We start from the raw sequence: 23,283 nt of genomic DNA on the forward strand, positions 1-23,283 counted from the left end.
GGATTCAGTTTTACACACTTATCCCCCTATCGTCTGCAATTTTAGAAAGAGGATCACAATACCAAATAGGAATTTTAGGTGTTATTTCTCGATTGATTAAGAATAAGCATTATGAATACTTGAGCTACTTAGTTGCTGCCTTTTTCTCGTTTTGCAGAAAAACAGAGTCCCAGATCCAAAAGATTACAGCAAATGATATACTAAATAAGTAAACTTCGTATTCCATTAGAAAGTCTAAGGTGTTCTTTGGATCAGTAATTACAGTGAAGAATAACCATACTAAGAAGGAAAAGAATATGTATATGAGTAAATATTTCGGGTTAAACCTCTTTGGATTGCGATTTACGAAATATTGAACAGGTGCAGCAAAGATTACATAAAAGATAAACAGAATAACACTTATTAAGAAGTATGGAATGTAGCCATCATAATCAATGCCAAAAACATAAACAACAGCAGCTGATAATGCAGACAAGACATGAACAAATATGATCCTTAAAACTTGCATGTTTAAATCCCCTTTCACAATGTAAGCATCACTATGATGATCTCAATTATTGTTAAAATTGACATACCTACTTCCTGAATTAAATCTAGACTAGACTAAAGCTCCGTCACGTCCGAACTTTACAAATAGATTTACTTTGTTTCTTCAAAGTGACAAGAACAATAAACTGAATTGTGATCTCTATCTATAAAGTATGTATCCCGGATGAAGAAATTTGTGTAGCCAGCTGTCTTGAGTATCGCTTTACTCATCATGAGCATATCCATCTGAATATCTTAATCAGTTGGAAAAGCCACATTAGCAGTAAACGCTGCATGTACTTCAAAAGAAAGAATTATCAAATTTAAAGTTTAAGATTTTCATGGCAATCCCTCCGCACTATTCCCTTTGTGCCAAGAGATTTATGTCTCATTAAAACTGCTGTTTTATTCAGATATCAAACATCTTGGGTATCTTTCTTATTCTTAAACCATTGAATAGCATTTCGGCGAGTTATTGCAACAGGTATTAATAGCAGAGTACCGACAATAAGCAACATAAAAAAGACCACAAACAACGCACCTGTTCCCGGAACAATTTCTTCATAGGTAATAAAGCGTTCCTCCCCCTGCAGGACGAAGAACCGAGAATGTTCGAGAAAGGCTAGATGAAAAGCGATTGACGTCCATAAGCTTCCTGTTACAATATGCAGGAGTTGAAGGATGAATCCAAAAGACAACAATAAAACGATGTAATCTAATGTGATAGCAGGTGACTTAATTCCAGCTATATACCGCAAACCACTTACAGCTATTGGTGCAAGCACAAACAGAATCGGCTGCAGGAGCAAGGCCATGAAACAGTTAAATCGCCTGTTTAGAGCATAGTACACCGCCCCACGAAAAGTTAATTCCTCTGGAAAAGCTTCATAATAGAGAGCGATAATCATATTTAAGAGCAATACTGAAACTAAATGGATAGAGAAATGAAATTGTGAAATTTTGACCCAGTCCAATAAATGGGCGATTGTGAATCCAGATCCGGAAAGAATAATGACGTACATTGCACCCATAATGGCTTTCGGAACGGCTTGCCTCCACCCAGACAGTCCGATAGAGCAAAATGGCCTACTAGACGTCCGTTTGAGAAGAAAGTAGAGTAATGGAACAGTAATTAATGTTACTAAGCCTGATTGGATACCTTGCTGTAAGAGTTTAGAAGCTCCTGCTTGGCGGGCTATTGAACCGATTAAAGTAGCAAAAAACAAAGCAAATACGAATGTTCCCCAACTTAGCAAGATAGTTACCAACCATTTTGGATGATTGTTTTGTTTTCCGCTTTGGGTATGATGAAATTGCATATGGATACCCCTTTCACAACATTCATATGAAGCAATGTAACCCCTACAGTCACTATACGTTCTATAACTGTTATTGTTTCAAATTCCTGTATATCCCACTTCCCTTCTGATTAAAATTGTTGTTTTATTGAGGTGCCATCACAAAAAAAGCGTCCTAGCTTCAGTTGCCGGTACGCTTACTTTCTTAATATATGAACATATAACGACATTTCAGAGTTATCCGGATTTTCAAATTATATCTTCTGAAGTTGCTGACTCTTTCTTAAAATAAGCTTCTAACTGATCAAAAACTAAGAGCTGTGTGCATTCAACAATTTCACTCCACAACCACATATCCATTGTCTGTAAAGTAAATCCATCAGGAAAATTCTTCATTTTCACAATCATTGAACCTCTTGCCGGTTGTTTTATGGACAATAGCCAGTTCTTCTCCATTAACGAAACGTACAATGGCCTCATCAAATTCAATTAGTTGATTAACGGCATATCCTTCTTTTAAAGCCTTAATAAACAAATAAGGATCATCTTTTTACAGCTCCTAAAGAACATTGGCATATTGTTCATTTTTGTCTCTAAGCAATTCGAAATTAATCAACGATATGTATAAATCTTTATCTGATAAATTTAATTTAATGAAGGTGTCTCTTGTGAGCAAGCGCAGACTACAAAAAATATCGCTATTAAACAAAAAATTGATAACATTCTCCAGTAAACTTATAGGAAAAGTTATAAAACCTGCTGGAGAATACCCTACCTCCAGCAATGCCAAGGCCGTTCACCTAGTAGAAAACGACCTTTAACCATTCCTAACGATTTTAATAATCATTCACCATACTCGATCCATATATTAGGATTCCAACTAAAAGGCCGTCGCTTCTTAGTAAACTCACAATAACAACGATTATAAAATTTCTCAAGGAACGATCAGCAGCCCGTTAGCTACCCCTGATTAAAGATAATCTGTTACCACACTGTTACGTTAGAACTTCCACTACTTTGATATCCCTCTGTCGCTAAGACTTGGTAAGACCAATTACTACCCAGATTCATCCCATATCTCTTCCATGCGTTAACGTGATTGCTGAAAGTGATTGTAGCGTTGCTTCCAGTTGGTCTCTTCGACTGGCGAACACTCCAGTACTGCGTAAAAGTAGTTTTATCGCCATCAATGGAAGGTGCATCATAACGTGTAGTTGTGTACACGTCATATGTACCACCATCACTGTAAACCGTACCTTTATACGTTCCAGTAGGTCTATAAGTACCCCATGAATCCACTACATAATATTCTATGAGGGGTGATCGCGTCCAACCATATAAAGTCAAATATGCATTGCCATTCGGCGCCCAAACTCCGGCATTATAGTTTATCGTCCTAAATGGCGAACCTGTAGTCCAACCTTTACCAACAACGAAATTCCCGGTATTAGACCAATTCACACTGTAATTCCCGCCAGACCCATTGACAGCGTTTACTGCTCCGCCCCCATCAGTCCAATTTTGCCAGTAGTCTGTGTTAGCTGCAGAGGCGTTTGCCGAAAACAAGCTAATACTCATCAAAGCTGCCGTTAACCCAACTAAGAATTTCTTTGTAAACTTAAACATATGTTACCTCCTATAATATTTTTTCTGACTTTGACATGAGGTAGCACTCGTATCTATTTAAAACATCCTTAATTACTACGCCCCAAAGCTTTTGATCGTCCCCTTCAATATAATATCACGAATTCACAAGCAAATATTAAGAATATTTGTAATTTAATTACAAATACCTAAAAATTATATTATAAGTGGTCTTGTTCCGCCATAGCCTGATCCTTTTTTCGCAGAATCACAATTCTTGTTTCTAAATCTGATGGAGTAATATCTGTAATTAACCTCCATTCGAACCATTTCGTTTAAAGGAGATATACATTAGAGATTGTGAAGTCATTGTAGCTGCCCCAGAAGATGCTCCTGACTTTGAAGCTGTAATGGAACATATCATGTCCAAAAAATCAGCTCATAAGATTGCTTACTGTGTCTTCGATGTTATCTGCAAAGACGGTCAGTCAATTGCCTCTCAGCCGCTCACTGTGCGTAAGACAGTTTTGAATTCACTTGAACTGAATCATCCTAATGTCTTTGTTATCGAAGGAATTTCAAGGTAACGGACTAACTTACTTTACCTTAGCCAAATAAAAAAATTAGAGGGAATCGTGCTCAAGAAAGCTGACTCTCCTTATGAAATCAATAAACGTTCACACAATTGGCTGAAAGTGATAAATTATGATTACACTGAAGTTCTCATAACCGGCTACACCAAGAAGGATATAAAATTCCTTCTATCCTATCCCGATGGAACTTCAGCTGGATTTATGGAATTCATGCCACATGCAGAACGAAGTAAGTTCCTCTCTATGAAACAAGTAAATTCTGAATCTGATGAATATGTATTTATTGAGCCTATCTAATGTAAGGTTAAGCACAGATTTAAGACTAAACACGGTAAACTCCGCATACCTTCCTTCGAATTCTGGAGAGTATAAACTCTCCGTTACATAACTCCTTAGTGCCAAGCCCTATAAAGCTTGATGAAAATTTAGTACATGGTTTAATTAGTTTATTTAGTTTTCATCTATTCATCAAAGCTATAAGGGTAAACGATACTTTCTACAAATCCAATCTCCTTTCCCTTATTGCGAATTTTCATACATCCCTCATAGCTGTACGCCCATATTTCTTTATAATCCCTCAGCTCGCCACAGTTCCCTGTTATGATGATTCTCTAAAACTATTGATCAGCTGCCACACGTTACCTCCGTGTGAAAAGCCGTTTGGATCGTGGCGTAATTCATACGGATAAACGTCTTCTCCCGTGTATTTATCAACAAAGAATAGCTGTGTCCTGAATTTGAAATACGCTTTTTGATTGGATTGTCCTGAGATGTTTTCTTTGCTATAGAAAGTTCGACGATCAATGCTTGCGATAAGCTTTATCAGGTCATTAATATCATTCATGCGTTTAATTAGCCCTTCCCTTTAGCCCTTCCCTTACCCTCTTTCAATAAAATAAATATTTTATTTTGATTCTAATGTAATTTTTTTTAACCTTTTTAGTTTCTATCTTTCAATTACATTTTGTCTCGAGGTGAAATGTAATGAAATTTCTTCTGGATTTTGCGAATTGGACTTTTGATAAAGTCATGGATTATACACTAGCTGCTGTAATTTGGTTTGTATTCAAGTCCAAATCAAAACAGAATGAGTATCATGATCACTTCGAAGAGAGACGCCGCCATATAAACTAAATCATCCTTCTATGATCGTTATCGATACGTGTGTTTTTCCGATAACGATCCATCCTTATATGTTTATTTAAAAAACTATCTTTTATTTAGACTTGTTCAGCTTGTCGTATAGTATCTAACAGTTCTTTCTCAAATGTTTTTATGTGATCGCCTCCGAATCAAACCCTTACTCTTGTTTCACTTTCAAATTCATTATTTAAAGCAGCTGCTTATTCAGTTCCTACATAAATACATTTATACTTGCTGTCATCGACTACATAAGCGTTCATTATCTTCGCTCCTTGGAATCATGATTTTAAGTTAACTTTAAAGTACATCGTCTTGAGAAATTCCCCTTTAATTGGTAAGCTGACACCTAAAGATCATACAAAGCAGGTGATGTCTTGAATAAAATAATCGGAATAATTGGATTAATTGCTTCCTTAATTGTGCAAGGGTTTTCAGCAAGTGATTCGTTGACTCATGAGATTGCTATGGCTTGTCTATTTGTATTCTTAATCATTTATCATTTTGAACATGCCAAGGATTTCTCTAAAAAATCTCTAATTGTCTTAGGAGCAATCTTTATAGCGCTAATGCTAGGTATTTATCAACTCCTTTCCTTTATCGGTGATTACTTTGAGAGGCTAAACTTAAATATTGGACTTATCATCTTACTTGAGATCGCTTTGATCATTGTTTTGGTATCTATTGCAGTAAACTTAATGAAGCTTATTGCGAATCGGTTAAGGAAAACACCTCATGGTAAAGAGTTTTAACTCTTTGCCTTTTTTATGCTAAGTGCCTCTTTCTGTTGGTATCTTATGTATGAAATCAAATGCAATATCAACTTTCCCTAATTCCTTCTTTTCTGTTATGGTCTCGACTGATTCACCCTTAGCTGCAATATAAGTACTTGATCATACCATTGATGTGATTGCTGTATAAGTTCGTCTCTAAAATTCAAGCCTACATATATGAAAAACGATGGACTCTCCATCTTCATTATTAAAGACAAGATTGAATATATGCAGTGCTTCATCAGAACAACTATTTCTTATAAAAGTATAAAATAAGTGTTTGTTTTAATCTTTCCTGTTACGAAAACGATCAAATACATAGATATCTGTCTCTACTCAAGCCAGAAATCATTTTGTTTTTTTAAAAAACATTCTTGATTTTCGCATTTATATATGCACTCATAAAACATTATTTCATATTCATTATATGTAACTAAATTGCATGTAAAAGAGCTATTATATCGGGATTTAACTACCAAATATATGGGGGCATATTTACATCTAAATACTCAAAAACAAGAACAAACGTGTCTATAGCACTGCCATTTCCACACCCTACCCAAATATTTTCATTTTCCTAATTCCGCCTCAAAATCACCCTATTTTATATCGTAATCGCTATCGTAAAACCGCATAGTGCCAATGTTTTTCTCTCTTAAAATTCCCTCTTTTTCTTCAATATTTACTTAAAGCAGCCACTTCCCTACTCCCTCTTACGTTTTACGTTCGTTTAATCCCTATTCACCAATCCAATTAGCAAATATCCTTATGTTTATCGCCTTTTTAAACTCTTTTTTAATTTTTACGATAAGCATGTTATTCGTGTACGATATATGACTTGATTGTATTTGTTGACAATTTGACAGAGAAATTAATGCACTTCTAACTTTTTTAACTGCAATGGGAATTGTGATTGACCCACAACTCAAGTCATTTCTGACAGTGAACAAGCAATGGATTACGAATCTGCACAATAAACCCCTACGTTCTCTTAATTGAGGAGGGTATTTTTTCGTTTTTAAGATAACATTAATCTTCCTTATTCATTTAAATATGATAAAATATTACATATTTAATATAGGAGGGCTTGTCTTGGAGCAAATGATCTCTTCTTCTAAAGTCGGAGTGAAAATAAATGAGTGGTATAAATACATAAGATTGTTTAGTGTCCCAGATTCGGAAATATTGAAAGCTGAGGTCGAGGAAGAAATAAGGCATATGAAGGAAGACCAAGATTTATTGTTGTACTATTCTCTCATGTGTTTTCGTCACCAATTGATGCTGGATTACCTTGAACCCAAAACAATGAACGAAGAACGCCCTAAAATTTCAGACTTATTAGAAAAGATCGAAAGTAACCAAACTGATTTGAAGGGAATTCATGAATATTATTTTAACTTTTTCCGGGGTATGTATGAATTTGAACAGTACGAACATCTTAATGCCATAAGCTTCTATAAGCAAGCCGAGAAAAAGCTATCACTTGTCGCAGATGAGATAGAGCGAGCAGAATTCCACTACAAAGTTGCAGAGATTTATTATCATATGAAGCAGACACATATGTCGATGCATCATATTGTTCAAGCAATAGAAAGTTATAAAGCACATGAAACTTATACTGTAAGGGTTATTCAATGTTCGTTTGTTATTGGACTTAACTATTTAGATATGGAATATCCTGAAAAAGCGATTCCTCATTTTAAAGAAGCTCTAGACAAAGCGAGAGAAATCGACATGCCACGTTTAATCGGTTCGTCCCTATATAACCTTGGCTTATGTTCATTTGCTGAGGAAGTTTATGAAAAGGCAGCTGAGTACTTTAAAGAAGGTATACTAGTATACCAAAACAACGGGTACGAGCATTCAAATCGTTTATTAGATATCTTGTTAATGTTATCAAAAACCACATTTAAAATGAGGAATCAATCAGAAGCAATTTCTTGGTGTGCACATGGTCTGTCTTTGTCCAAGAATTTAAATGATGAAATTATGGCTAAAATGTTTGAATTCATTAATGCCTTACATGTTGATGACGACAAAGAAAAATTAAATTCGATTCTAAATTATTTAGAATCGAAATCAATGCTTTCAGACGTGGAGGATTTAGCCTCAGATGCAGCGAAGTATTATAATGAAAAAGAAGACCATAAAGTAGCTAATGTTTTTTATGAGAAAGTGCTTTATGCCCGTAAACAAATTCAGAGAGGGGATTGTCTTTATGAAACTTAAGCATGCATCTGTCTTTATTTTAGCCATTGTTTTAATTGGATTTGTCAGCATTTATTTAACTAACACTCAAAAAGATGTCCAAGAAGCACGTAGAGGGCATACAGCAAGTATTGGTTATTTCACTGATGGACATTCATTTGAAGTTGCTAGTAGAGGTCATACTTCTTAAATATGCATCATTCCCCCCTTCAAATTTTGAAGGGGTTATTTTTACGATTTATGTCCACCAGTTAGACCTGCTTTCTGAAGCGCAGTTCCTGCAGGTGTATAAGAAACTGCTCTCAGGATCGCTTTCGATTCAAATTTGTTTCTTTCCCATCCATTACAAACCCGAGCTTTCTTCTTTCAAATAGGCTTATTTGCTGATTAGAGTTATCTTCAATATTAGACAGAATAACTGAGATACTTCTTACTTACATGATTCTAGTAAGAAGATTGTTATTATCATTATTTTGACTGATGTTCCCTTTTAAAAGAATCATGTATGATCGATATAGAAAACGCTTTCAAAGAAAGGGGATACCAACATGTCTAATCGTATGAAACGAGTGTTGTTGCTTTTTATCACTGGATTGTTTATGAGTTTGTCTGCAGTCACTTCTACTGTCTCGGCTCAAACCGGCGGATCGTTTTTTGACCCTTTTAACAGCTATAACACCGGATTATGGCAAAAAGCAAATGGTTATTCGAATGGAAATATGTTCAACTGCACTTGGCGTGCAAATAACGTATCAGTGACGTCATTAGGTGAAATGCGTTTGGCGCTAACAAGTCCATCTTATAACAAGTTTGACTGCGGGGAAAACCGCTCTGTTCAAACATATGGCTATGGACTTTATGAAGTCAGAATGAAACCAGCTAAAAACACAGGGATCGTTTCATCGTTCTTCACCTACACAGGTCCAACGGATGGTACTCCTTGGGATGAGATTGATATCGAATTTTTAGGAAAAGACACAACAAAGGTTCAATTTAACTATTATACAAATGGTGTAGGAAACCATGAGAAGATTGTGGATCTCGGATTTGATGCAGCCAATGCCAATCATACGTATGCGTTCGATTGGCAGCCAAACTCTATTAAATGGTATGTCGATGGGCAATTAAAACATACTGCGACAAGCCAAATTCCGACAACACCAGGAAAGATCATGATGAACTTGTGGAATGGTACGGGTGTAGATGAATGGCTCGGTTCCTACAATGGTGTAACACCGCTATACGCTCATTACGACTGGGTGCGTTATACAAAAAAATAATACCATATGTGATAAGAGCCTGCAGCCTCAATATAGCCAGGCTCTTATGATCGTAATGAGAAGTTGTTGGCGTTCCCTATAGTGAAACTGAAGAGCAAATAGAAGTTTAAATTTATATGAGTTAGTTTCTTAACTAAATGATAACAAAAAACGATTATATTTTTAGTCGCTTTTTGTTATGACTTATGCCCACCAGTAAGCACAGCTCTGTGAAGCGCAGTTCCTGCAGGTGTATAAGAAACTGCTCTCAGAATCGCTTTTGATCCGTATCTGCTTCTAATTTCATCCATAACGAATCCAAGCTTTCTTCACTTTTCATTATCCACTTCAAATAAACTCAGATGAAATCCACCGCCAAGCTCATCTTTACTGTAACCAATTCCCAGGCTAATTGTTCTACCAACTTTATTATGTGTACGTGCCCTTCTTGCGACTTCTTCACAAATTTCCAGAAGAACTGCTTTAATTTCTTCTTTTTCCGTATAATCCCTCAGCAAAATCTGACTCTTACCAAAACTAATTTGCCCCTGCATCAACGGAGCACCAATTTCTGATAAATCAATTTCCGTGATCATGGTAGCACAACTTGTTACCCTTTATTCCGAACTTTTTTCAAGCAGCTCTAAGGGAAACTTGGCTAACTGGTCTACAGTCGATATCTCCATTCGGATCAGGTTTCTTTCTATCCTCCCTCCTATCCCCACATTTTAGACAACGAATGAAGCAATTTGTCTCGCTCCTTTATTGATCCAATATCAATAGAAAAAAAGTTCCTTATTCAACATAAATAAGAACAAGAATTCGATGTAAATATTGGTAATGCTATTCCATATCCTTGAATGATCCTTACTTAAAACAATCTACACGTCTCCAAATAAATAAACCTCTAAAAATTAGAAGACATAAAAAATAACAAGAGCTTTAAAACCCTTGTGAAAGCTTGTTTTCATTACACTCTCTATCTTCCTTTTTCATCATTTCTATATGTGTTTACGAATTTTGGTTAAAAAAGAAAAAGGTACCGTTTGGTACCTTTTTTATATTTATTTCTCATTTCTTGTGAATTTTGGCAGTCCGAATATAATTGCTATGATGCCGCAGATCCCGATTAAAACAGGATAGAAAGAGTAATGCAAGATGCTGACAGGTGAAATATTCCCAAACTTCCCGGCCGATAACATCTGCGCGCCATAAGGAATTAAGCCTTGTATCACGCAGGAAAAGATATCTAAGATACTTGCTGACTTTCTATTATCGATTTTAAATTCATCAGAGATATTTTTGGCTATCGGTCCGGCTGCAATAATAGCAATCGTATTATTGGCAGTAGCTAGGTTAGTAACACTGACCAATCCGGCAATACCGGCTTCAGCACCTTTTTTCGAATGGATTCTTTTGGAAATGAATCCCACCAAAAAGTCAATCCCTCCGTTTTGTTTCATGACGCCGACCATTCCGCCAATTAACATTGAAAGGATGATAAGATCAGACATTCCGGCAATTCCATCCGTAATTGCTTTAAAATAAGACTCAAGCGTCAAGCTGCCGCTTGCAAACCCTATAATTCCTGTTAAGATCAATCCTCCAAAAATGACAGCCACCACATTAAAACCAATTAACGCAAAGACTAACACGGCAACATAAGGAAGTATTTTAAACCAGCTGTAAGATTCAGCTCCGGTATGTCCTACGTGTCCTGTCGGTATAAAAAATAATAAAATGATAGTTATGATAGCAGCAGGCAAAACGATCAAAAAATTCGTTTTAAATTTATCCATCATTTGTGTTTTTTGTGACCGTACTGCCGCGATGGTGGTGTCCGAAATAAAAGAAAGATTATCTCCAAACATAGCTCCGCCGACAACAGCTGCAATAGCGATTGCAGTAGACAAGCCAAGTTCTCCGCTCAAACCGGCGCTAATTGGAGCAACTGCGGCAATCGTCCCCATCGATGTTCCCATCGAAACAGAAATAAAACAAGCAATGATAAAAAGCCCTGGCAGTATAAACTGCTTCGGAATAATGCTCAAAGCAAGGTTGACGGTTGAGTGCACCGCTCCCATCGTCTCAGCTGCAGAAGCAAAAGCACCCGCTAATATAAAAATGATAACCATCATAATAATATCAGGATGTCCCGCCCCGGACGCAAACCATTCTATTTTCTGATTGAGAGATTGCTTCTGGTTAAATGAAAGCGCGAAAGCTGATGCTATAATTGCCGCAATCAATATCGGCAATTTATAGAAATCTCCAGTCAATACACCAGAGCCGACAAAAAGGCCTACAAATAAGACTAGTGGCAATAGCGCCCAAGGATTTCCATTTTGTTTCATCTAAGTAGCCACCTTTAATTTCAGTATCAAAGTCGTTAAACATAGTCTAAACAACATTCCATACTTTAAAAGGCTACAGTAAAAAAGTCAAGCGTAAAAATAGTATAGTAATTATTAAATTAAAAACAGAAAAGAAAGAAGGATTTATCAAGAAGAGGAAATAACACTTTCATCAACAGATTATTTGGAAAGTTCCATATACAAATACAACTGTTTGATGAGGGGTGTTTGAGGGGGAAGATGGCAACACGCAACGATACTGGCCATAAAAACTGTTTTAGCTATTATCAATAATACTAATATAAAAAGGAAAGGGTTCATACCCTTCCTCTTTATGCACCAACTTAATCTGCGGTCATAGCAATTGTTATTCAAACAAGACATAGCAGCATCAGAGAACATGAGGAGCATATACAAGAAAATAAATTCAATAATTAAAAGGGCGCTATTTTCATATTCAAATTGAGTTCTTGTAAGCACTAATTGCTTCGTTACGTAGTAACATGTTATCTTTGTTAACCATACCTAAGTTGTAAGCTTTTTTAATAATATCTAATACCTTCAAATCCATTGCAGAAAGACTACCTCCACCATTTAATCTAGATTTCCAATAATCTAAAGACTCAAGTGAGCTTTTTTTATTCTCGGGTTCAACTACCTCATTTTTCTCAAGTTTTTCACAGAATTCACTAAAACTAATGGATGAAGGAGTTGGATTATTCCCTCCATACCCTTCAGTAGCCAAACTGCAAAATGCTAAGAATTTTGGATCATAAATAAGATCACTTGAGTTTACATTTACCACCGATAACCACAATCCTTTCAGAGCTTTTTATAATCTTAGAGCACCCTTTCCATCTTTACACATGTTAAATATCGACAATTATTCAAATGATTTAATAATTGAATAAAAAAAGAACCTGCATTAAGCATGTTCTCTCCCTAATTTGCAAACTTTTGTTTTATAACCATTATTTTATTTAGATTGAGGATGCTTACTCGGAAAAGCAACAATACTTTAACATTGTGTTTAATTCGTATAAGTCTCCTTATAGCTCCCCGTTTTATTTAAGTATATTTCTTCATAAACTTTAGGGTGAAAAGAGAGAGACTATTCCCCCTAAATTCTATTAAATGGGCTGTTGTTTTAACCATTCTTTTTTTAGCAATGCATATTGAAAAGTGTTTTCATATTTAGGTATTCCATCCTCGTATTTAGTAAATGAAATAAATTCAAGAAAATAACCTTCTTTACGCATACCTAATCTTTCACATAATTTTTGAGACCTATAGTTATCATCTTCAACATATGCATAAAGCCTTCTTGCTCCTTTTTGCATAAAGAGATACTTTAAGAAAGCCTTCGCACTTTCACTTGCGTATCCCATCCCTTCGAATTGAGCATTGAAATTCCAACAAATAGAATAGGTATCTGGCTCTTCTTTAAAATAAAATAGTTCTCCTATTATATCATCACTATCTTTTAAGCAGACTGCAATATAAGAGTCATCTTTGCTTCTTTTTTGCACTCTTAAGACAGCTTCTTCTAACGTAGAAATTCTGTCATCAAGAAAGCAGTTTACTCTTGGATTAGCCGAATATTCCAACAAGCCTTGAGAATCTGCCTCGCAAAAATTTCTTAAAATTAATCGGTGGGTTTCAATTTTTTGCATTTGTAATCTCCTAATTCAAATTTATCGATAATCTGATCAAGCAAGAAGATGGAATTTTATCACCCTCAAATGCATCAACTATGAAGATTCCCCCAGATGGAAAATACATGGGTAAATACAATTATAAATACAATTTGAAGGGAGTTTCAGTTGGTGTTGCTACCGCAGCAATCGCCGCAGTCTCAAAAGCACCTTACAATGTCATACTAAGTATTGTATCATTTTTAGCAGGTACACAAACAACTGCATATTATACGGTATTCCAGTATCGTTATGCCTTTAAATGTAATGCATATCCTTATGCCAATAGAACAAAATTCTATGAAGACTCGTCAAGAAAGAAAGTCTTAAGAACAGCAGACAGCGCTAAATTTTTTGGAAGCAGACCAATTCCGGCAAGTTGTCGGCCATAAAAACGAGGTGAAAATATGCAACAAGAAAAAACAACAGTTATTAATAGGATAATAAAAAGATATATCCTTTTGTTCCTTGTTTTATGTGCTTGCTATTTCGTTTACATGGGGGTACTGGGGAACAAGTTTACTGTGATTCCACTGGCTATTTTCATTGTTGGCTCTTTAATTGGCGAGTTCGTAAGAATAGGGAGGATAAAAAGATAGGAGGTTCCACCTTCTATCTTTTTTGTTATGGTTTTTCTAAATAAAAGAAGAATTTTATTCAGAAATTACATATAGTCTCACCAACTTACTTTTACATACTGATTAAGATTCAAAGAATGCGATTTTATTCATTATTGAAGCAGCATTAGGGGTGAACAAAATAAAAGTGCTATTTGCTGTTTTAATCACTACCCTATGAATAATATAACGTAAAATCAAATACAAAAAAGGATAGTAGGAAAAAATGAAAAAAAGGACCAAAATATTGCTATCTATTTTAGCAACAGTATTAATCATATTAATTTTAATGCCTCCCCTTCACCAGTTTTTTCAATACTTCTTCAGAAAAAGGAGCCATAAGACATGAAATCTATAAAATGGGATACCCATACCAAAGCTATTTCACAATCCTTCAAAAAAGGGAAAGTGACAAATCATCAGGGAGTCTTTATTCTTTGATGTTATTTAATGCTTGGAAAAGTGAAACTGGTCAAACTCCTTATCTCTGTTATTCAAAGAAAGTAACAGAGGACGAATACAAAGTTGATTGCGGAACAGCACCTTAATTAGTTAAAAGACCCTCTCTATGAGAGGGTCTTTTGCCACTTCAATAATGATTCAAGTTTTGCTTTTTCTTTTATTTTATTGAAAGACACGTTGGAAGGACCGACGAAGAATTAATAGAAAGACTGAGAACTGATCCTAACCCACATATTACAGCTTCATCTACTTTCAAAGACAGGGCTACCGCTGAGAGAATTGCTAATTCAGTTTTAAACGATCCAAAAAATATAAAGAAAATCGAAAATTGGATTGATGATCCTAAAAAACCTAAATTAATGTTAAGATACAAGGGCGATGGAGAAATAATCGGTAGAAGTGTATCAAGAAATTCAAAACTAGTAGAAAACGTTACAAACGCAAAAATTATACTCAAAAAAGATAACAACGGTAACTTTATTCTTACAGGATATCCAACCAAATAGAAAGAGAGGAAGTATCATGGATGAAAGTTATGATTTCTTAGACGAATTAGAAAATTTTTTAGGTGCAACATTTCATCAAGATATCCGATCCCCTGAACACGCATTAGACGAATTTATTGAGGGAAATTAGTAAAGAAGGTTTGCTATTTACAGTAAAGTATTGCGAAGAGTTTCTAAATAGCGATCAAACTAAAGAAGAAAAGGAAGACATTATAAAGTGTAATGCAGAAATATATTTCCCGACAATTGGATTACCACCTATTCCCAGCCGTTTCAGAAAGCCCGTACTTTTTTTTTTACTTTGAAAATATCTCCGTTATCATACGGTTCCTCGTCTTGAACATCAGCGTCTACGATAATTACCTTCTCACCAATTTTTGCCTTTCTTTTGACCTCTACATATTCGCGCTTGATGCCGCCAAGTGTTTCGTCAGCCAGTACGTGAACATTTTGATTGCTTTTCGTCATTTAAATTTCCCCCTTTTTTTAATTTCCCGTTTAAATTTTCACCTTAATTTCCAATAGGTTAATTGTAAATACCTTTGTTGCTTACTAAGTTGAATGTCAAATTTATTTTAATTAATGGAGGAGATAGTTATGAATTATTTACTTGATTTATTCTTTAATTGGTTGTTTGAAAAGAGCTTGGATAGTTTTATTGCTGTTGTAATTTTTCTTGCATTTAATCCAAAAAAGAAGTACCCCGATCACTTTCAAGATAAACGGCGTTTCAGGCTATAAAGACGCTATCTGTAATTTACTCGCTACCTGTAAAATCTAAATCTTTTGCGGGTAGCGTACCCTTGAGTTATCTGGTTAAAAACTATCTTTTTTTTAGATATCGTTATTGAACTCCAATCAAACGGTTCGAGAATTTTAAGCAACCTTTCAACTTTTGGCGCTCTCCAAGATGTCATCGCGTACGTATGAGCTTCTGAAGTATAATGATGCTTATTCAATTTGAGTGGCTCTTTGCTTCTGCTTTTGTCAAAAACATTGTATCTGGTTGTATAATGTGAACCTTTCTTTCTGGAATTAGTTCTGCTCCTTCATCAATGTATTTTTGAATCCACTCAATGACATCATCATAGTCATCCTCAATTTCTTGCAACTCTATAAGGGCTTCCTTAGACAGCTCACTATCATCTTTTATTTCTTCTAGATAATCATCTAAAACATATGATTCTGCAATATATGGCAGGTATACAGAATAGCGTTCTGCGTTTTCCTCCCGAGCTTCAGCCCATTCATAATCACCGACTGTCCAATACCGCGGTGAAGCTTGACAATCGTTGTCTTGTGTTTTCAACTCATTCTGAAGCTCTTTTAAAAACTGAATATCTTGATTCATTCGTTTCCCCCTAATCTAATTAAAATCACGATTTTAACTATTTATGATCCATTATTCACTTCCGAAGCAACTTCCATTTACCTCATAATTAATGTATAAAATGTTAATGGAGTTGATATAATTGAACCCTCGAAAAATTTTATTGAGTTCTGCTTTAACATTCGGCATGCTAATATCCGCTGTTCCTGCCTTGGCAACAAGTTCTTCGTCTGAAGTGGTAGTAAAAAGTGATGAATATGATTATGACACCATATATCAGCTTAGCCCAATACCAAACTTCAAGCCTTCTATTGAATACAACGGATATACTTATACTCTTACAAGATATTATTTCGATTACTCAATTCAGTTTTATACGGCTATTTATACAAAAGTTGTTTAAATTTAAAGGTAGGGGCTTTTTAGCTCCTTTTTTCTTGTTTTAAGAAAGGCATTTCTTTTTATGCTGTCTTCTATGTACAAAATCAAATGCAATATCGACTTTTTCTTGTTTCTGTTCTTTAGCTGCTCGCTGCGTAACAACAATTAGTTGACCATTTTCTTGGCGATCAATACTCTGAACTGAATGTCCTTTAGCAGCGTAATATTCTCCGATAATCTCATCAACGTGGTTTCTAAGAAGATTCCTCTTTATCACTAATATAACCTCCACTTATTTTATTTTTATTCTATATTTTTTATGATTCCATCCTATAATCCATCTCTCCATTTGCCTTCTCATCTATCACGACATTAACCGACACACAATTTCCATATATATGGGAGTAATTTCGCTATTTCCCTATCGGCCAAAACCATATAATGTAATTGCAAGAAAAAATTATAAGAATGGGGGATTTACATGAGTTACAAAAAAGCATTAACAGGTATTGCATTATCTGTAGGTTTACTTGTTTCAGCATCTCCAGCATTCGCTGCAAGTACAAGCCCAAGCCCGGATCAGGGAATAGCTAATGTTGCAAGTGATGATTTTAAAGCTCAAGCTATCACTTGGGATTTACCTAGCAGTACAGGTATTTTTGCCAACTCATTTGAAGACGGCGGATATCGCTGGTATTTAAAAGGTATTACGAAAGTTTCAGATGGATATTGGATTGGGCACTATGAAGGTGTACGAATATAAGATCGCAATTGGGGGCTTCTAGCTCCCTTTTTAAATTCAATGTTATTCAAATATGAACTTACGATAGAGTATTATTATTGATTATTTTGTCCAGTCCTCTCTAGATAAAATAATCCTTTTATTGTGATTCTGTGATCTTAATTAGAAATCTCATTCTTTCCTTCTTTGTTCTTGTTGAATAGTAGCTTTCTCTTAAAAAGTCCTGAAACCTGTGAAATGGGATAGGTACTAAACCAAGGTTTCTCACTTGATTACAATAACCCCCATAGTATTCTTGCTCATATCCTCTCTGTTCAGATCTGTAGTTAAAAGGATTCAATGCTTTATTACCTCCCGCTGGGTTATTAAGATGTATAAGATATATCCAATTCAAAGCTATAATCGGGATGAAGCCTCCATAGTTGATGCCCTAAATGACCTCTTTGGGCATAATTTAAGCAGTCCTTGTGCCACTTTTAGTTCCATCATAAACAGCTACTATTGCTTCACTGTGATCAATCATGTATTCATTTCGTTTTTGCATCTTAGCTGGTGAAAACTCTCCTGGTTCATCTCCACTAACTTTATATTTATCTAATTCTTCAATATTAATAATCTCATCTGCTACATCAAGCATACGTTTATACCACAGACCATACTTTATCTTGTTCTTTGAAAATAATGTTTGGCATAGACTCATCCTTCTTATGTCAATTTTAAAGCTGGATTATAATTAACCCAGCTTAACAGCTTTTTGATTTTAAAAAAGGCTTTTCCAATCATAATCATATTTATCCATGGGCACAAAGTTTCAATAAGGTGATGGGAAAAGCAACGTTCGAATTGTTGCTTTTTTCTTATGATTGACCGCCTTATGTTTTTTTGTGTACGGATTTAAATCACATCTGCTTTCAACACCTTGATAAACTCTTGCGCCGCCGGCGTTATTTCATCAAAAGAATGCGCGATAACGCCAATATCACGGGTGATCCGCGGAAAGATGTCTTTTTTGATCAATTGATGCGGGACAGATGACAGTGTAAAGTTTGAAATAATGCCTATGCCCAAGTTGTTTTTGACCATATTGATCAAGGTTTCGGCATTTTGCACAGTTAAGTTTTCCTTTAATTCAATGTGGTGCCGCTGAAACGTGTTTGACATCGCAATTTCATGACCGCCTTTGCAAAAAATAAGGTCATCTTGATATGTTTTGAGGTCAACATGCTTTTCCTGTTTTAATTCGTCATATTGCGGTGGGATGACAGCCACCATATAGTCTTTGCACAATAGTTGATGGTCAAACGGTTCAAATGGAGATGCTGTGACCCCAATATCAACCGTTCGATCCTCGACCCATCCTTTGATTTGATCAGAGGTCCCTTCGACCAATTCTATGCGGATCAGCGGGTAGTTTGATCTGAATGCCGCAATCGCCTGCGGCATGATATTTGTTGAAACAGCAGGAAATGAACCGATTTTCACCTTCCCGCTTAACAGCTTGTTTTCCCGGTTGGCTACTTGATATATTTTGCTTTCAATCCCCTTCATTTGCCTCGCCAGCAGCAAAATTTCCTTTCCGACATCAGTCAGCATTAAACCATGATGTTTATCTCTGATCAATAATTTCAGCTGCAGCGAGCTTTCCAGATTTTTAATCGCTTTGCTAACCGCTGGCTGAGAGATGAACAATTCTTTTGCCGCTTCGGTAATATTCAATTTCTCCCCGACTTTTACAAATATGTGAAGGTGGTTCATGTTCATAACCATTTGGTTATACCCCCAATAATAAAAATGTATTTCAGTTATATATAAATGTAACATATGATAGAAACCAGCACGAATATATAAACAAGAAAGGCGGCTTTATAATGGTAAAAGTCATGCTGGGAATCATATCTGTCACACTTATTTGGGGCTATACTTGGGTAGCGATGAAAGTTGGAATTCATGACCTCCCCCCGCTTTTGTTTTCGGCTTTGCGCCTGTTCATCGGGGCGGTTCCTTTATTTCTCATTCTCTTCATTCAAAGAAAGAAACTTTCAATAGGAAAAGCACATGTCAAAAGCTATATCATCATGAGCCTGCTAATGGGTCTGGGTTATATGGGGATCTTAACGTATGGAATGCAATTTGTTGATTCAGGAAAAACCTCTGTTTTGGTGTATACGATGCCTATATTTGTTACGGTGATCAGCCATTTTACATTAAACGAAAAAATTAATGTGTATAAAACGATCGGGCTGATAAGCGGCTTCTTCGGACTTTTATTTATATTTGGAAAAGAAATGCTGCATGTCAATCAAAGCGCTTTATTTGGAGAACTATGCGTCCTTGCGGCAGCGCTTAGCTGGGGAATCGCAAATGTGTTTAGCAAGCTTCAATTCAAGCATATCGATATCATTCATATGAATGCCTGGCATCTTCTGATGGGAGCCGTCATGTTATTGGTTTTCTCCTTTATATTGGAACCGGTGCATTCAGCCGAGTGGACATATCAGGCGATATGGTCATTGGTGTTTAATGGTTTGCTTTCCACCGGCTTTACATTTGTCGTATGGTTTTGGGTACTCAATCAAATCGAAGCGTCAAAAGCATCCATGGCACTAATGTTCGTTCCCGTATTGGCTCTATTCTTTGGATGGCTGCAATTGCACGAACAGATCACCATAAACATCATCATCGGCGCACTGCTGATATGCTGCGGCATCTTTATGAATACATTTAAATTTTCACGACAGAAAGTGTGAATGTATATACATTTCTCGGGAGTGGTATTTAGTAATAACAATTTCCAAAGCCTTTAGAGAAAATGAAAGATTTCTATACAGCGTTTTTTATAAAACCGAAAACGACAAATACATCAATCCAAAAAATAATTTAAAACTATTTCATACAGCTTCAATCAGGAACCCGGCTTGAGCAAATGAGACGGTCGGATCTGATGCGGGGAAATTGAAAAAAAGAGCATGTAATTTAATGCTCTTTTTGTTTTAAATTTGTTTAAAATACTTCGTTATCTTGATCCCTTTGCCTCTCCAATAATATATAACGTGTTAAGGTTTAATAAAAACTTCATTAGGAGTGGTTCTTTGCTTAAAGCTTCAAAAATTTTTATTTCATGTGCAGCTTTGATACTATGTGTGTATTCTCTATATAGTCAAAGTGAATTCCTCTTGATTTCTCTCCAAGTATTAGTTGCACTTCTCTTTGTTTTAGTGGGAGTGGAATCACTTTCAAATAAACAAACAAGGTCAGGGTATTTGTTGTTCGGATCAGCGGCCTTTATACTTGTTGTGAACGTTGTAAAATACGGGATTTAAGTTAAACAAAGGAATGTGGAGTCCCAGAACCAATACATTACCGCAGCGACAATGCTCATTATCGATTCTTCGCTTATTGGTTTTCCGACAGTTATTTTTGTATTCTCTTCAGGCAAAATAATCGATTTAATCATCCACTTCAACCCAATCCAAATTTATTTTCACTGTTGTGCCCTCAAATAACTTCTAATCACAAGATTGAATATTATTCGTTAATACACTTGGCCCCAACTGTTGAGTTCTAGAATTAGAAAGACGTACTTGAACTTTAACATTCTTCATTTCGGCTGTAATTAAGTCAAATCTTCCCGCCCAACTAGGGCTCTCTTCCTCAGGAGTAGGATAAAGTTTAAACCGCCAACTAATCTCACCAGGTTTAGTAGCAAATCCTTCGTAACTGTCGTAAGTTCCAAAAGAAGAAGGAGCAGGAAGATGGACAGCAAGAATGCTTATATTGGTTCTGGCAGCACTCGGTGGGTTCAATTGCACCTTATAGATTAATGCTACACCTTTAGCATTTTTAAAATTTTTATCTACCGGTTCCAGTATTACACTGCAAGGCATTGGACTGGCGTTTGTTTGAATGGGATAGGCAACAATAATACTCAATAAGGATAAAACTAAAATAAATCGTTTCATTGAATGTTCCTCACAATTTTTTAGTTAATTTTCCTTATTTCTGGATTGATTATTCATATGTATTTCACCAATTCCAACTGTACACATCAGGCCAAACTCTCTCCACATGCTACTTTGTATTGCTTTGGCCATTTCTTCAGGATCTTCTTTTCCTGCATCTAAAAAAGATTCATCGATTGAATACGTATGGACACATTTTTCAGGAACAAATCTGTAAAACAGCTTTGTAATCTCAGCCGAAACTCTGATGACAAGCTTCATTTGCGGATTTACAATGTGTATTCTTGGATCTTCAGGTATCTCAAAAAGTCTTGATCCTGTTTTGATTCCAAAATCTTTTTTAAGTGCAGGAGATGCAGCTAACACTACACTTCCCTGTCCATCTATGTCTCTACAAACTTTGATGCTAAGATTTGGTTTACCCTGAGCTTTAAAAACATCTATATACTTATTTTGCAGCTTTTCGGATACTACTTCCCCCAGGCTCTCCAGCTCAAATATCATTTGTTTAAATTCTAGATTTATATCCTTTTACAGAATCTGTAAATAACCTTCATCGAGTGAACTTTGATTTTTCTGTTTCTTAAGTAACTGTCTTAAAACTTTCCACACAGTGTTGTCCTCCTTTGGCTCATGTTTCGCATCTCCTGCTGTTAGAACACAAGTTTCCCACAATAATAAAGATGGCTGCTGTTTACCTTCCTTTTTTATTGCGGAAGTATGAACGGCAGCCTTATTGATTTAGAATACCCAAAAAATAATCACAAGCCAGGAGATAATCAAAGTTAAAATGAACCATTTTTCCTGCAAAGAAATTAAAGCGTAGCAAATATAAGAGATAGTTAACATCACAATAGAAGTGATCTTAACATACCATCCAATAGATTCATTGGAGAATGCATAAACAAATAAAGAGATAAGAACAAGAACCATAAATATGTTCCCTACAGTCTTTAATATACTCTTTTTGTCATCAAAGTTCATAATTTCAACCTCCAAAATATGTATATTATACAGCATCCAGATAGTCATAAGCATTAAAAAACTTGAAAGGATGATTGTTAGTGAAAAAAACAGTTCTAACTACCCTATCTCTCGGACTCCTATTCTCAACAGTGGCTCCACTAACTAGCCATGCAGAATCCATCTCAGAACCTACACCAAGTTATATCACACAGGTTAATTCAACACCACTTCAAGAATTAGTTAAAACATCATCAGTTCCAGTCATCCAAGAGAATGGAGAAATTTCAATTCAAGCTGTACCACCATCAACAAAATGGAAGGTTGTAGATCATTTTAGAGGGAACTCTAAGAACATAGACACTGCAGCTGAATTAGGAGCAAGAATTGCTGCAGGATTACCTGGTCTTAAATACTCCTGAGCTGGTATATTCGCTCAAGCTGTGTTTGGAACATTCTATCACAAAAAACCAACTCGTTATTACTCAACAACCCAATACTTAGCCTACGACAAAAAGTATAGATACACAATCGTTGATATGTACGTCTACAAAGACAGTAAATATAGCAAACAAATAGGTTATGATTATAAAGTTTTCAGAACTCCTAGATAATGTGTTAGATATAAAGCCCTTTTAAAGGGCTTTTTAGCTTTTTTAAACAAAAGGCCAGAGAGTATGTGAGGGAACTCTCTGGCCTATAGTGGCTGATATACCAACTATGATACATATACAGGATACTTTAAATTTAGGATGTATTCAAGCAGCTTTTAGGTTTAAATAAAATGGGAATTTTATTTAGAGTCAAGAGGAGAAATTCACTTCAATATATGCTAGAGACTTACTTATCTGAATTTTTTGATTCCCTCAAAAAACTAAGTGCTAAAATGGGA

The 23,283-nt window shown here is 35.6% G+C and carries 23 protein-coding genes and 13 pseudogenes; 16 read left to right on the forward strand and 20 right to left on the reverse strand.

Features of this window, described 5'->3' with window-relative positions:
• Nucleotides 1–124 precede the first annotated feature (124 nt).
• The 5 genes and pseudogenes from H7F27_RS11425 to H7F27_RS20875 form a co-directional block, all read right to left on the reverse strand.
• Nucleotides 125–508, reverse strand: coding sequence for a UPF0715 family protein (locus tag H7F27_RS11425; protein ID WP_095713907.1), 384 nt, complete (start codon nucleotides 506–508; stop codon nucleotides 125–127).
• A 436-nt stretch (nucleotides 509–944) separates the two neighbouring features.
• Entirely contained in the window at nucleotides 945–1,847 is a 903-nt protein-coding gene (locus tag H7F27_RS11430; RefSeq protein ID WP_185847927.1) for a CPBP family intramembrane glutamic endopeptidase, read from the reverse strand.
• Between the two features lie 309 nt (nucleotides 1,848–2,156).
• A pseudogene (locus H7F27_RS11440) lies at nucleotides 2,157–2,520 on the reverse strand (hypothetical protein); the annotation flags it as partial.
• Between the two features lie 290 nt (nucleotides 2,521–2,810).
• The gene (locus H7F27_RS11445; RefSeq protein WP_185847928.1) at nucleotides 2,811–3,452 is read right to left on the reverse strand and encodes a glycoside hydrolase family 11 protein; all 642 of its coding nucleotides are present in this window, start codon (nucleotides 3,450–3,452) and stop codon (nucleotides 2,811–2,813) included.
• Between the two features lie 203 nt (nucleotides 3,453–3,655).
• A pseudogene (locus H7F27_RS20875) lies at nucleotides 3,656–3,736 on the reverse strand (hypothetical protein); the annotation flags it as partial.
• Between the two features lie 42 nt (nucleotides 3,737–3,778).
• Between H7F27_RS20875 and H7F27_RS11450 the strand changes: the two are divergent.
• A pseudogene (locus H7F27_RS11450) lies at nucleotides 3,779–4,300 on the forward strand (hypothetical protein).
• A gap of 164 nt (nucleotides 4,301–4,464) precedes the next feature.
• Here the strand turns inward: H7F27_RS11450 and H7F27_RS11455 are convergent.
• Nucleotides 4,465–4,847 (reverse strand): annotated as a pseudogene (locus tag H7F27_RS11455) (hypothetical protein).
• 140 nt (nucleotides 4,848–4,987) lie between these two features.
• On the opposite strand from H7F27_RS11455, the gene H7F27_RS11460 reads away from it, so the two are divergent.
• Nucleotides 4,988–5,137, forward strand: coding sequence for a hypothetical protein (locus H7F27_RS11460; protein WP_095713904.1), 150 nt, complete (start codon nucleotides 4,988–4,990; stop codon nucleotides 5,135–5,137).
• A 161-nt stretch (nucleotides 5,138–5,298) separates the two neighbouring features.
• Here H7F27_RS11460 and H7F27_RS21145 read toward each other — a convergent pair.
• Nucleotides 5,299–5,406, reverse strand: a pseudogene (locus tag H7F27_RS21145) (hypothetical protein); the annotation flags it as partial.
• 114 nt (nucleotides 5,407–5,520) lie between these two features.
• Here H7F27_RS21145 and H7F27_RS11465 point away from each other — a divergent pair.
• The 3 genes from H7F27_RS11465 to H7F27_RS11475 all read left to right on the forward strand — a co-directional run bounded on the left by H7F27_RS11465 (nucleotide 5,521) and on the right by H7F27_RS11475 (nucleotide 8,314).
• The gene (locus tag H7F27_RS11465) at nucleotides 5,521–5,895 is read left to right on the forward strand and encodes a YoqO family protein (protein ID WP_095713903.1); all 375 of its coding nucleotides are present in this window, start codon (nucleotides 5,521–5,523) and stop codon (nucleotides 5,893–5,895) included.
• A 1,113-nt stretch (nucleotides 5,896–7,008) separates the two neighbouring features.
• Nucleotides 7,009–8,145, forward strand: a complete 1,137-nt coding sequence (locus H7F27_RS11470) for a RapH N-terminal domain-containing protein (RefSeq protein ID WP_185847929.1) — start codon at nucleotides 7,009–7,011, stop codon at nucleotides 8,143–8,145.
• Nucleotides 8,135–8,314 carry a hypothetical protein gene (locus H7F27_RS11475; RefSeq protein ID WP_024121541.1) on the forward strand — a complete coding sequence of 60 codons (180 nt, stop codon included), beginning with the start codon at nucleotides 8,135–8,137 and terminating at the stop codon, nucleotides 8,312–8,314. Before H7F27_RS11470 ends, H7F27_RS11475 begins: the two co-directional genes overlap by 11 nt.
• A gap of 41 nt (nucleotides 8,315–8,355) precedes the next feature.
• On the opposite strand, the pseudogene H7F27_RS20880 reads toward H7F27_RS11475, so the two are convergent.
• Nucleotides 8,356–8,558 (reverse strand): annotated as a pseudogene (locus H7F27_RS20880) (UV damage repair protein UvrX); the annotation flags it as partial.
• Between the two features lie 114 nt (nucleotides 8,559–8,672).
• Between H7F27_RS20880 and H7F27_RS11485 the strand changes: the two are divergent.
• Entirely contained in the window at nucleotides 8,673–9,404 is a 732-nt protein-coding gene (locus tag H7F27_RS11485; RefSeq protein ID WP_185847930.1) for a beta-glucanase, read from the forward strand.
• A gap of 176 nt (nucleotides 9,405–9,580) precedes the next feature.
• Here the strand turns inward: H7F27_RS11485 and H7F27_RS11490 are convergent.
• From H7F27_RS11490 to H7F27_RS11505, 4 genes and pseudogenes are all read right to left on the reverse strand, one after another.
• A pseudogene (locus tag H7F27_RS11490) lies at nucleotides 9,581–10,119 on the reverse strand (UV damage repair protein UvrX); the annotation flags it as partial.
• A 328-nt stretch (nucleotides 10,120–10,447) separates the two neighbouring features.
• On the reverse strand, nucleotides 10,448–11,737 hold the full coding sequence (locus H7F27_RS11495) for a Na+/H+ antiporter NhaC family protein (RefSeq protein ID WP_185847931.1): 1,290 nt from the start codon (nucleotides 11,735–11,737) through the stop codon (nucleotides 10,448–10,450).
• Nucleotides 11,738–12,194: 457 nt separating this feature from the next.
• Nucleotides 12,195–12,542, reverse strand: coding sequence for a hypothetical protein (locus H7F27_RS11500; RefSeq protein ID WP_185847932.1), 348 nt, complete (start codon nucleotides 12,540–12,542; stop codon nucleotides 12,195–12,197).
• Nucleotides 12,543–12,867: 325 nt separating this feature from the next.
• Entirely contained in the window at nucleotides 12,868–13,410 is a 543-nt protein-coding gene (locus H7F27_RS11505) for a GNAT family N-acetyltransferase (protein ID WP_185847933.1), read from the reverse strand.
• Nucleotides 13,411–13,517: 107 nt separating this feature from the next.
• Here H7F27_RS11505 and H7F27_RS11510 point away from each other — a divergent pair, with 107 nt between their 5' ends.
• The 4 genes and pseudogenes from H7F27_RS11510 (at nucleotide 13,518) to H7F27_RS11520 (ending at nucleotide 15,321) form a co-directional block, all read left to right on the forward strand.
• Nucleotides 13,518–13,823: a hypothetical protein gene (locus H7F27_RS11510; protein WP_223203919.1), complete on the forward strand. Its 306-nt coding sequence runs from the start codon at nucleotides 13,518–13,520 to the stop codon at nucleotides 13,821–13,823.
• 451 nt (nucleotides 13,824–14,274) lie between these two features.
• Nucleotides 14,275–14,596, forward strand: a pseudogene (locus H7F27_RS20885) (hypothetical protein).
• A 123-nt stretch (nucleotides 14,597–14,719) separates the two neighbouring features.
• Nucleotides 14,720–15,016: an RNase A-like domain-containing protein gene (locus tag H7F27_RS11515; protein ID WP_260627364.1), complete on the forward strand. Its 297-nt coding sequence runs from the start codon at nucleotides 14,720–14,722 to the stop codon at nucleotides 15,014–15,016.
• 16 nt (nucleotides 15,017–15,032) lie between these two features.
• Nucleotides 15,033–15,321: pseudogene (locus H7F27_RS11520) on the forward strand (contact-dependent growth inhibition system immunity protein).
• Here the strand turns inward: H7F27_RS11520 and H7F27_RS11525 are convergent.
• Nucleotides 15,290–15,484 (reverse strand): hypothetical protein, encoded by a 195-nt coding sequence (locus H7F27_RS11525; RefSeq protein WP_185847934.1) that lies wholly within the window; start codon nucleotides 15,482–15,484, stop codon nucleotides 15,290–15,292. The pseudogene H7F27_RS11520 and the gene H7F27_RS11525 overlap by 32 nt on opposite strands.
• 129 nt (nucleotides 15,485–15,613) lie before the next feature.
• Between H7F27_RS11525 and H7F27_RS11530 the strand changes: the two genes are divergently transcribed.
• Nucleotides 15,614–15,757, forward strand: a complete 144-nt coding sequence (locus tag H7F27_RS11530) for a hypothetical protein (RefSeq protein ID WP_180948931.1) — start codon at nucleotides 15,614–15,616, stop codon at nucleotides 15,755–15,757.
• A gap of 23 nt (nucleotides 15,758–15,780) precedes the next feature.
• On the opposite strand, the pseudogene H7F27_RS11535 reads toward H7F27_RS11530, so the two are convergent.
• Nucleotides 15,781–16,367 (reverse strand): annotated as a pseudogene (locus tag H7F27_RS11535) (hypothetical protein).
• 121 nt (nucleotides 16,368–16,488) lie between these two features.
• Here H7F27_RS11535 and H7F27_RS11540 point away from each other — a divergent pair.
• Complete coding sequence (locus H7F27_RS11540) at nucleotides 16,489–16,749, forward strand: hypothetical protein (protein ID WP_101861265.1); 261 nt, start codon at nucleotides 16,489–16,491, stop codon at nucleotides 16,747–16,749.
• Between the two features lie 39 nt (nucleotides 16,750–16,788).
• On the opposite strand, the gene H7F27_RS11545 is transcribed toward H7F27_RS11540, so the two are convergent.
• On the reverse strand, nucleotides 16,789–17,010 hold the full coding sequence (locus H7F27_RS11545) for a hypothetical protein (protein ID WP_081638308.1): 222 nt from the start codon (nucleotides 17,008–17,010) through the stop codon (nucleotides 16,789–16,791).
• Between the two features lie 198 nt (nucleotides 17,011–17,208).
• On the opposite strand from H7F27_RS11545, the gene H7F27_RS11550 reads away from it, so the two are divergent.
• Nucleotides 17,209–17,490 carry an LCI fold-containing protein gene (locus H7F27_RS11550; RefSeq protein WP_024121518.1) on the forward strand — a complete coding sequence of 94 codons (282 nt, stop codon included), beginning with the start codon at nucleotides 17,209–17,211 and terminating at the stop codon, nucleotides 17,488–17,490.
• Between the two features lie 344 nt (nucleotides 17,491–17,834).
• Here H7F27_RS11550 and H7F27_RS11555 read toward each other — a convergent pair.
• A pseudogene (locus H7F27_RS11555) lies at nucleotides 17,835–18,158 on the reverse strand (DUF1273 domain-containing protein); the annotation flags it as partial.
• A 205-nt stretch (nucleotides 18,159–18,363) separates the two neighbouring features.
• On the reverse strand, nucleotides 18,364–19,236 hold the full coding sequence (locus tag H7F27_RS11560; protein ID WP_185847935.1) for a LysR family transcriptional regulator: 873 nt from the start codon (nucleotides 19,234–19,236) through the stop codon (nucleotides 18,364–18,366).
• A 101-nt stretch (nucleotides 19,237–19,337) separates the two neighbouring features.
• Here H7F27_RS11560 and H7F27_RS11565 point away from each other — a divergent pair, with 101 nt between their 5' ends.
• Both H7F27_RS11565 and H7F27_RS20890 read left to right on the forward strand, forming a co-directional pair.
• A complete protein-coding gene (locus H7F27_RS11565) occupies nucleotides 19,338–20,216 on the forward strand; it encodes a DMT family transporter (RefSeq protein WP_185847936.1) in 879 nt (292 codons plus the stop codon).
• Nucleotides 20,217–20,558: 342 nt separating this feature from the next.
• The gene (locus H7F27_RS20890) at nucleotides 20,559–20,789 is read left to right on the forward strand and encodes a hypothetical protein (protein WP_260627256.1); all 231 of its coding nucleotides are present in this window, start codon (nucleotides 20,559–20,561) and stop codon (nucleotides 20,787–20,789) included.
• Between the two features lie 32 nt (nucleotides 20,790–20,821).
• On the opposite strand, the pseudogene H7F27_RS21150 reads toward H7F27_RS20890, so the two are convergent.
• The 3 genes and pseudogenes from H7F27_RS21150 to H7F27_RS11575 form a co-directional block, all read right to left on the reverse strand.
• A pseudogene (locus H7F27_RS21150) lies at nucleotides 20,822–20,923 on the reverse strand (hypothetical protein); the annotation flags it as partial.
• 52 nt (nucleotides 20,924–20,975) lie between these two features.
• Nucleotides 20,976–21,428: a YoqH family protein gene (locus H7F27_RS11570; RefSeq protein WP_024121513.1), complete on the reverse strand. Its 453-nt coding sequence runs from the start codon at nucleotides 21,426–21,428 to the stop codon at nucleotides 20,976–20,978.
• Between the two features lie 63 nt (nucleotides 21,429–21,491).
• Nucleotides 21,492–21,812 (reverse strand): annotated as a pseudogene (locus H7F27_RS11575) (UV damage repair protein UvrX); the annotation flags it as partial.
• A gap of 680 nt (nucleotides 21,813–22,492) precedes the next feature.
• On the opposite strand from H7F27_RS11575, the gene H7F27_RS11585 reads away from it, so the two are divergent.
• Nucleotides 22,493–22,813, forward strand: coding sequence for a hypothetical protein (locus tag H7F27_RS11585; RefSeq protein WP_185847937.1), 321 nt, complete (start codon nucleotides 22,493–22,495; stop codon nucleotides 22,811–22,813).
• Nucleotides 22,814–23,283 lie beyond the last annotated feature (470 nt).

Origin of the sequence: Bacillus sp. PAMC26543, assembly GCF_014250375.1 — a bacterium.
Taxonomy (GTDB): Bacteria; Bacillota; Bacilli; order Bacillales; family Bacillaceae; genus Bacillus; species Bacillus halotolerans.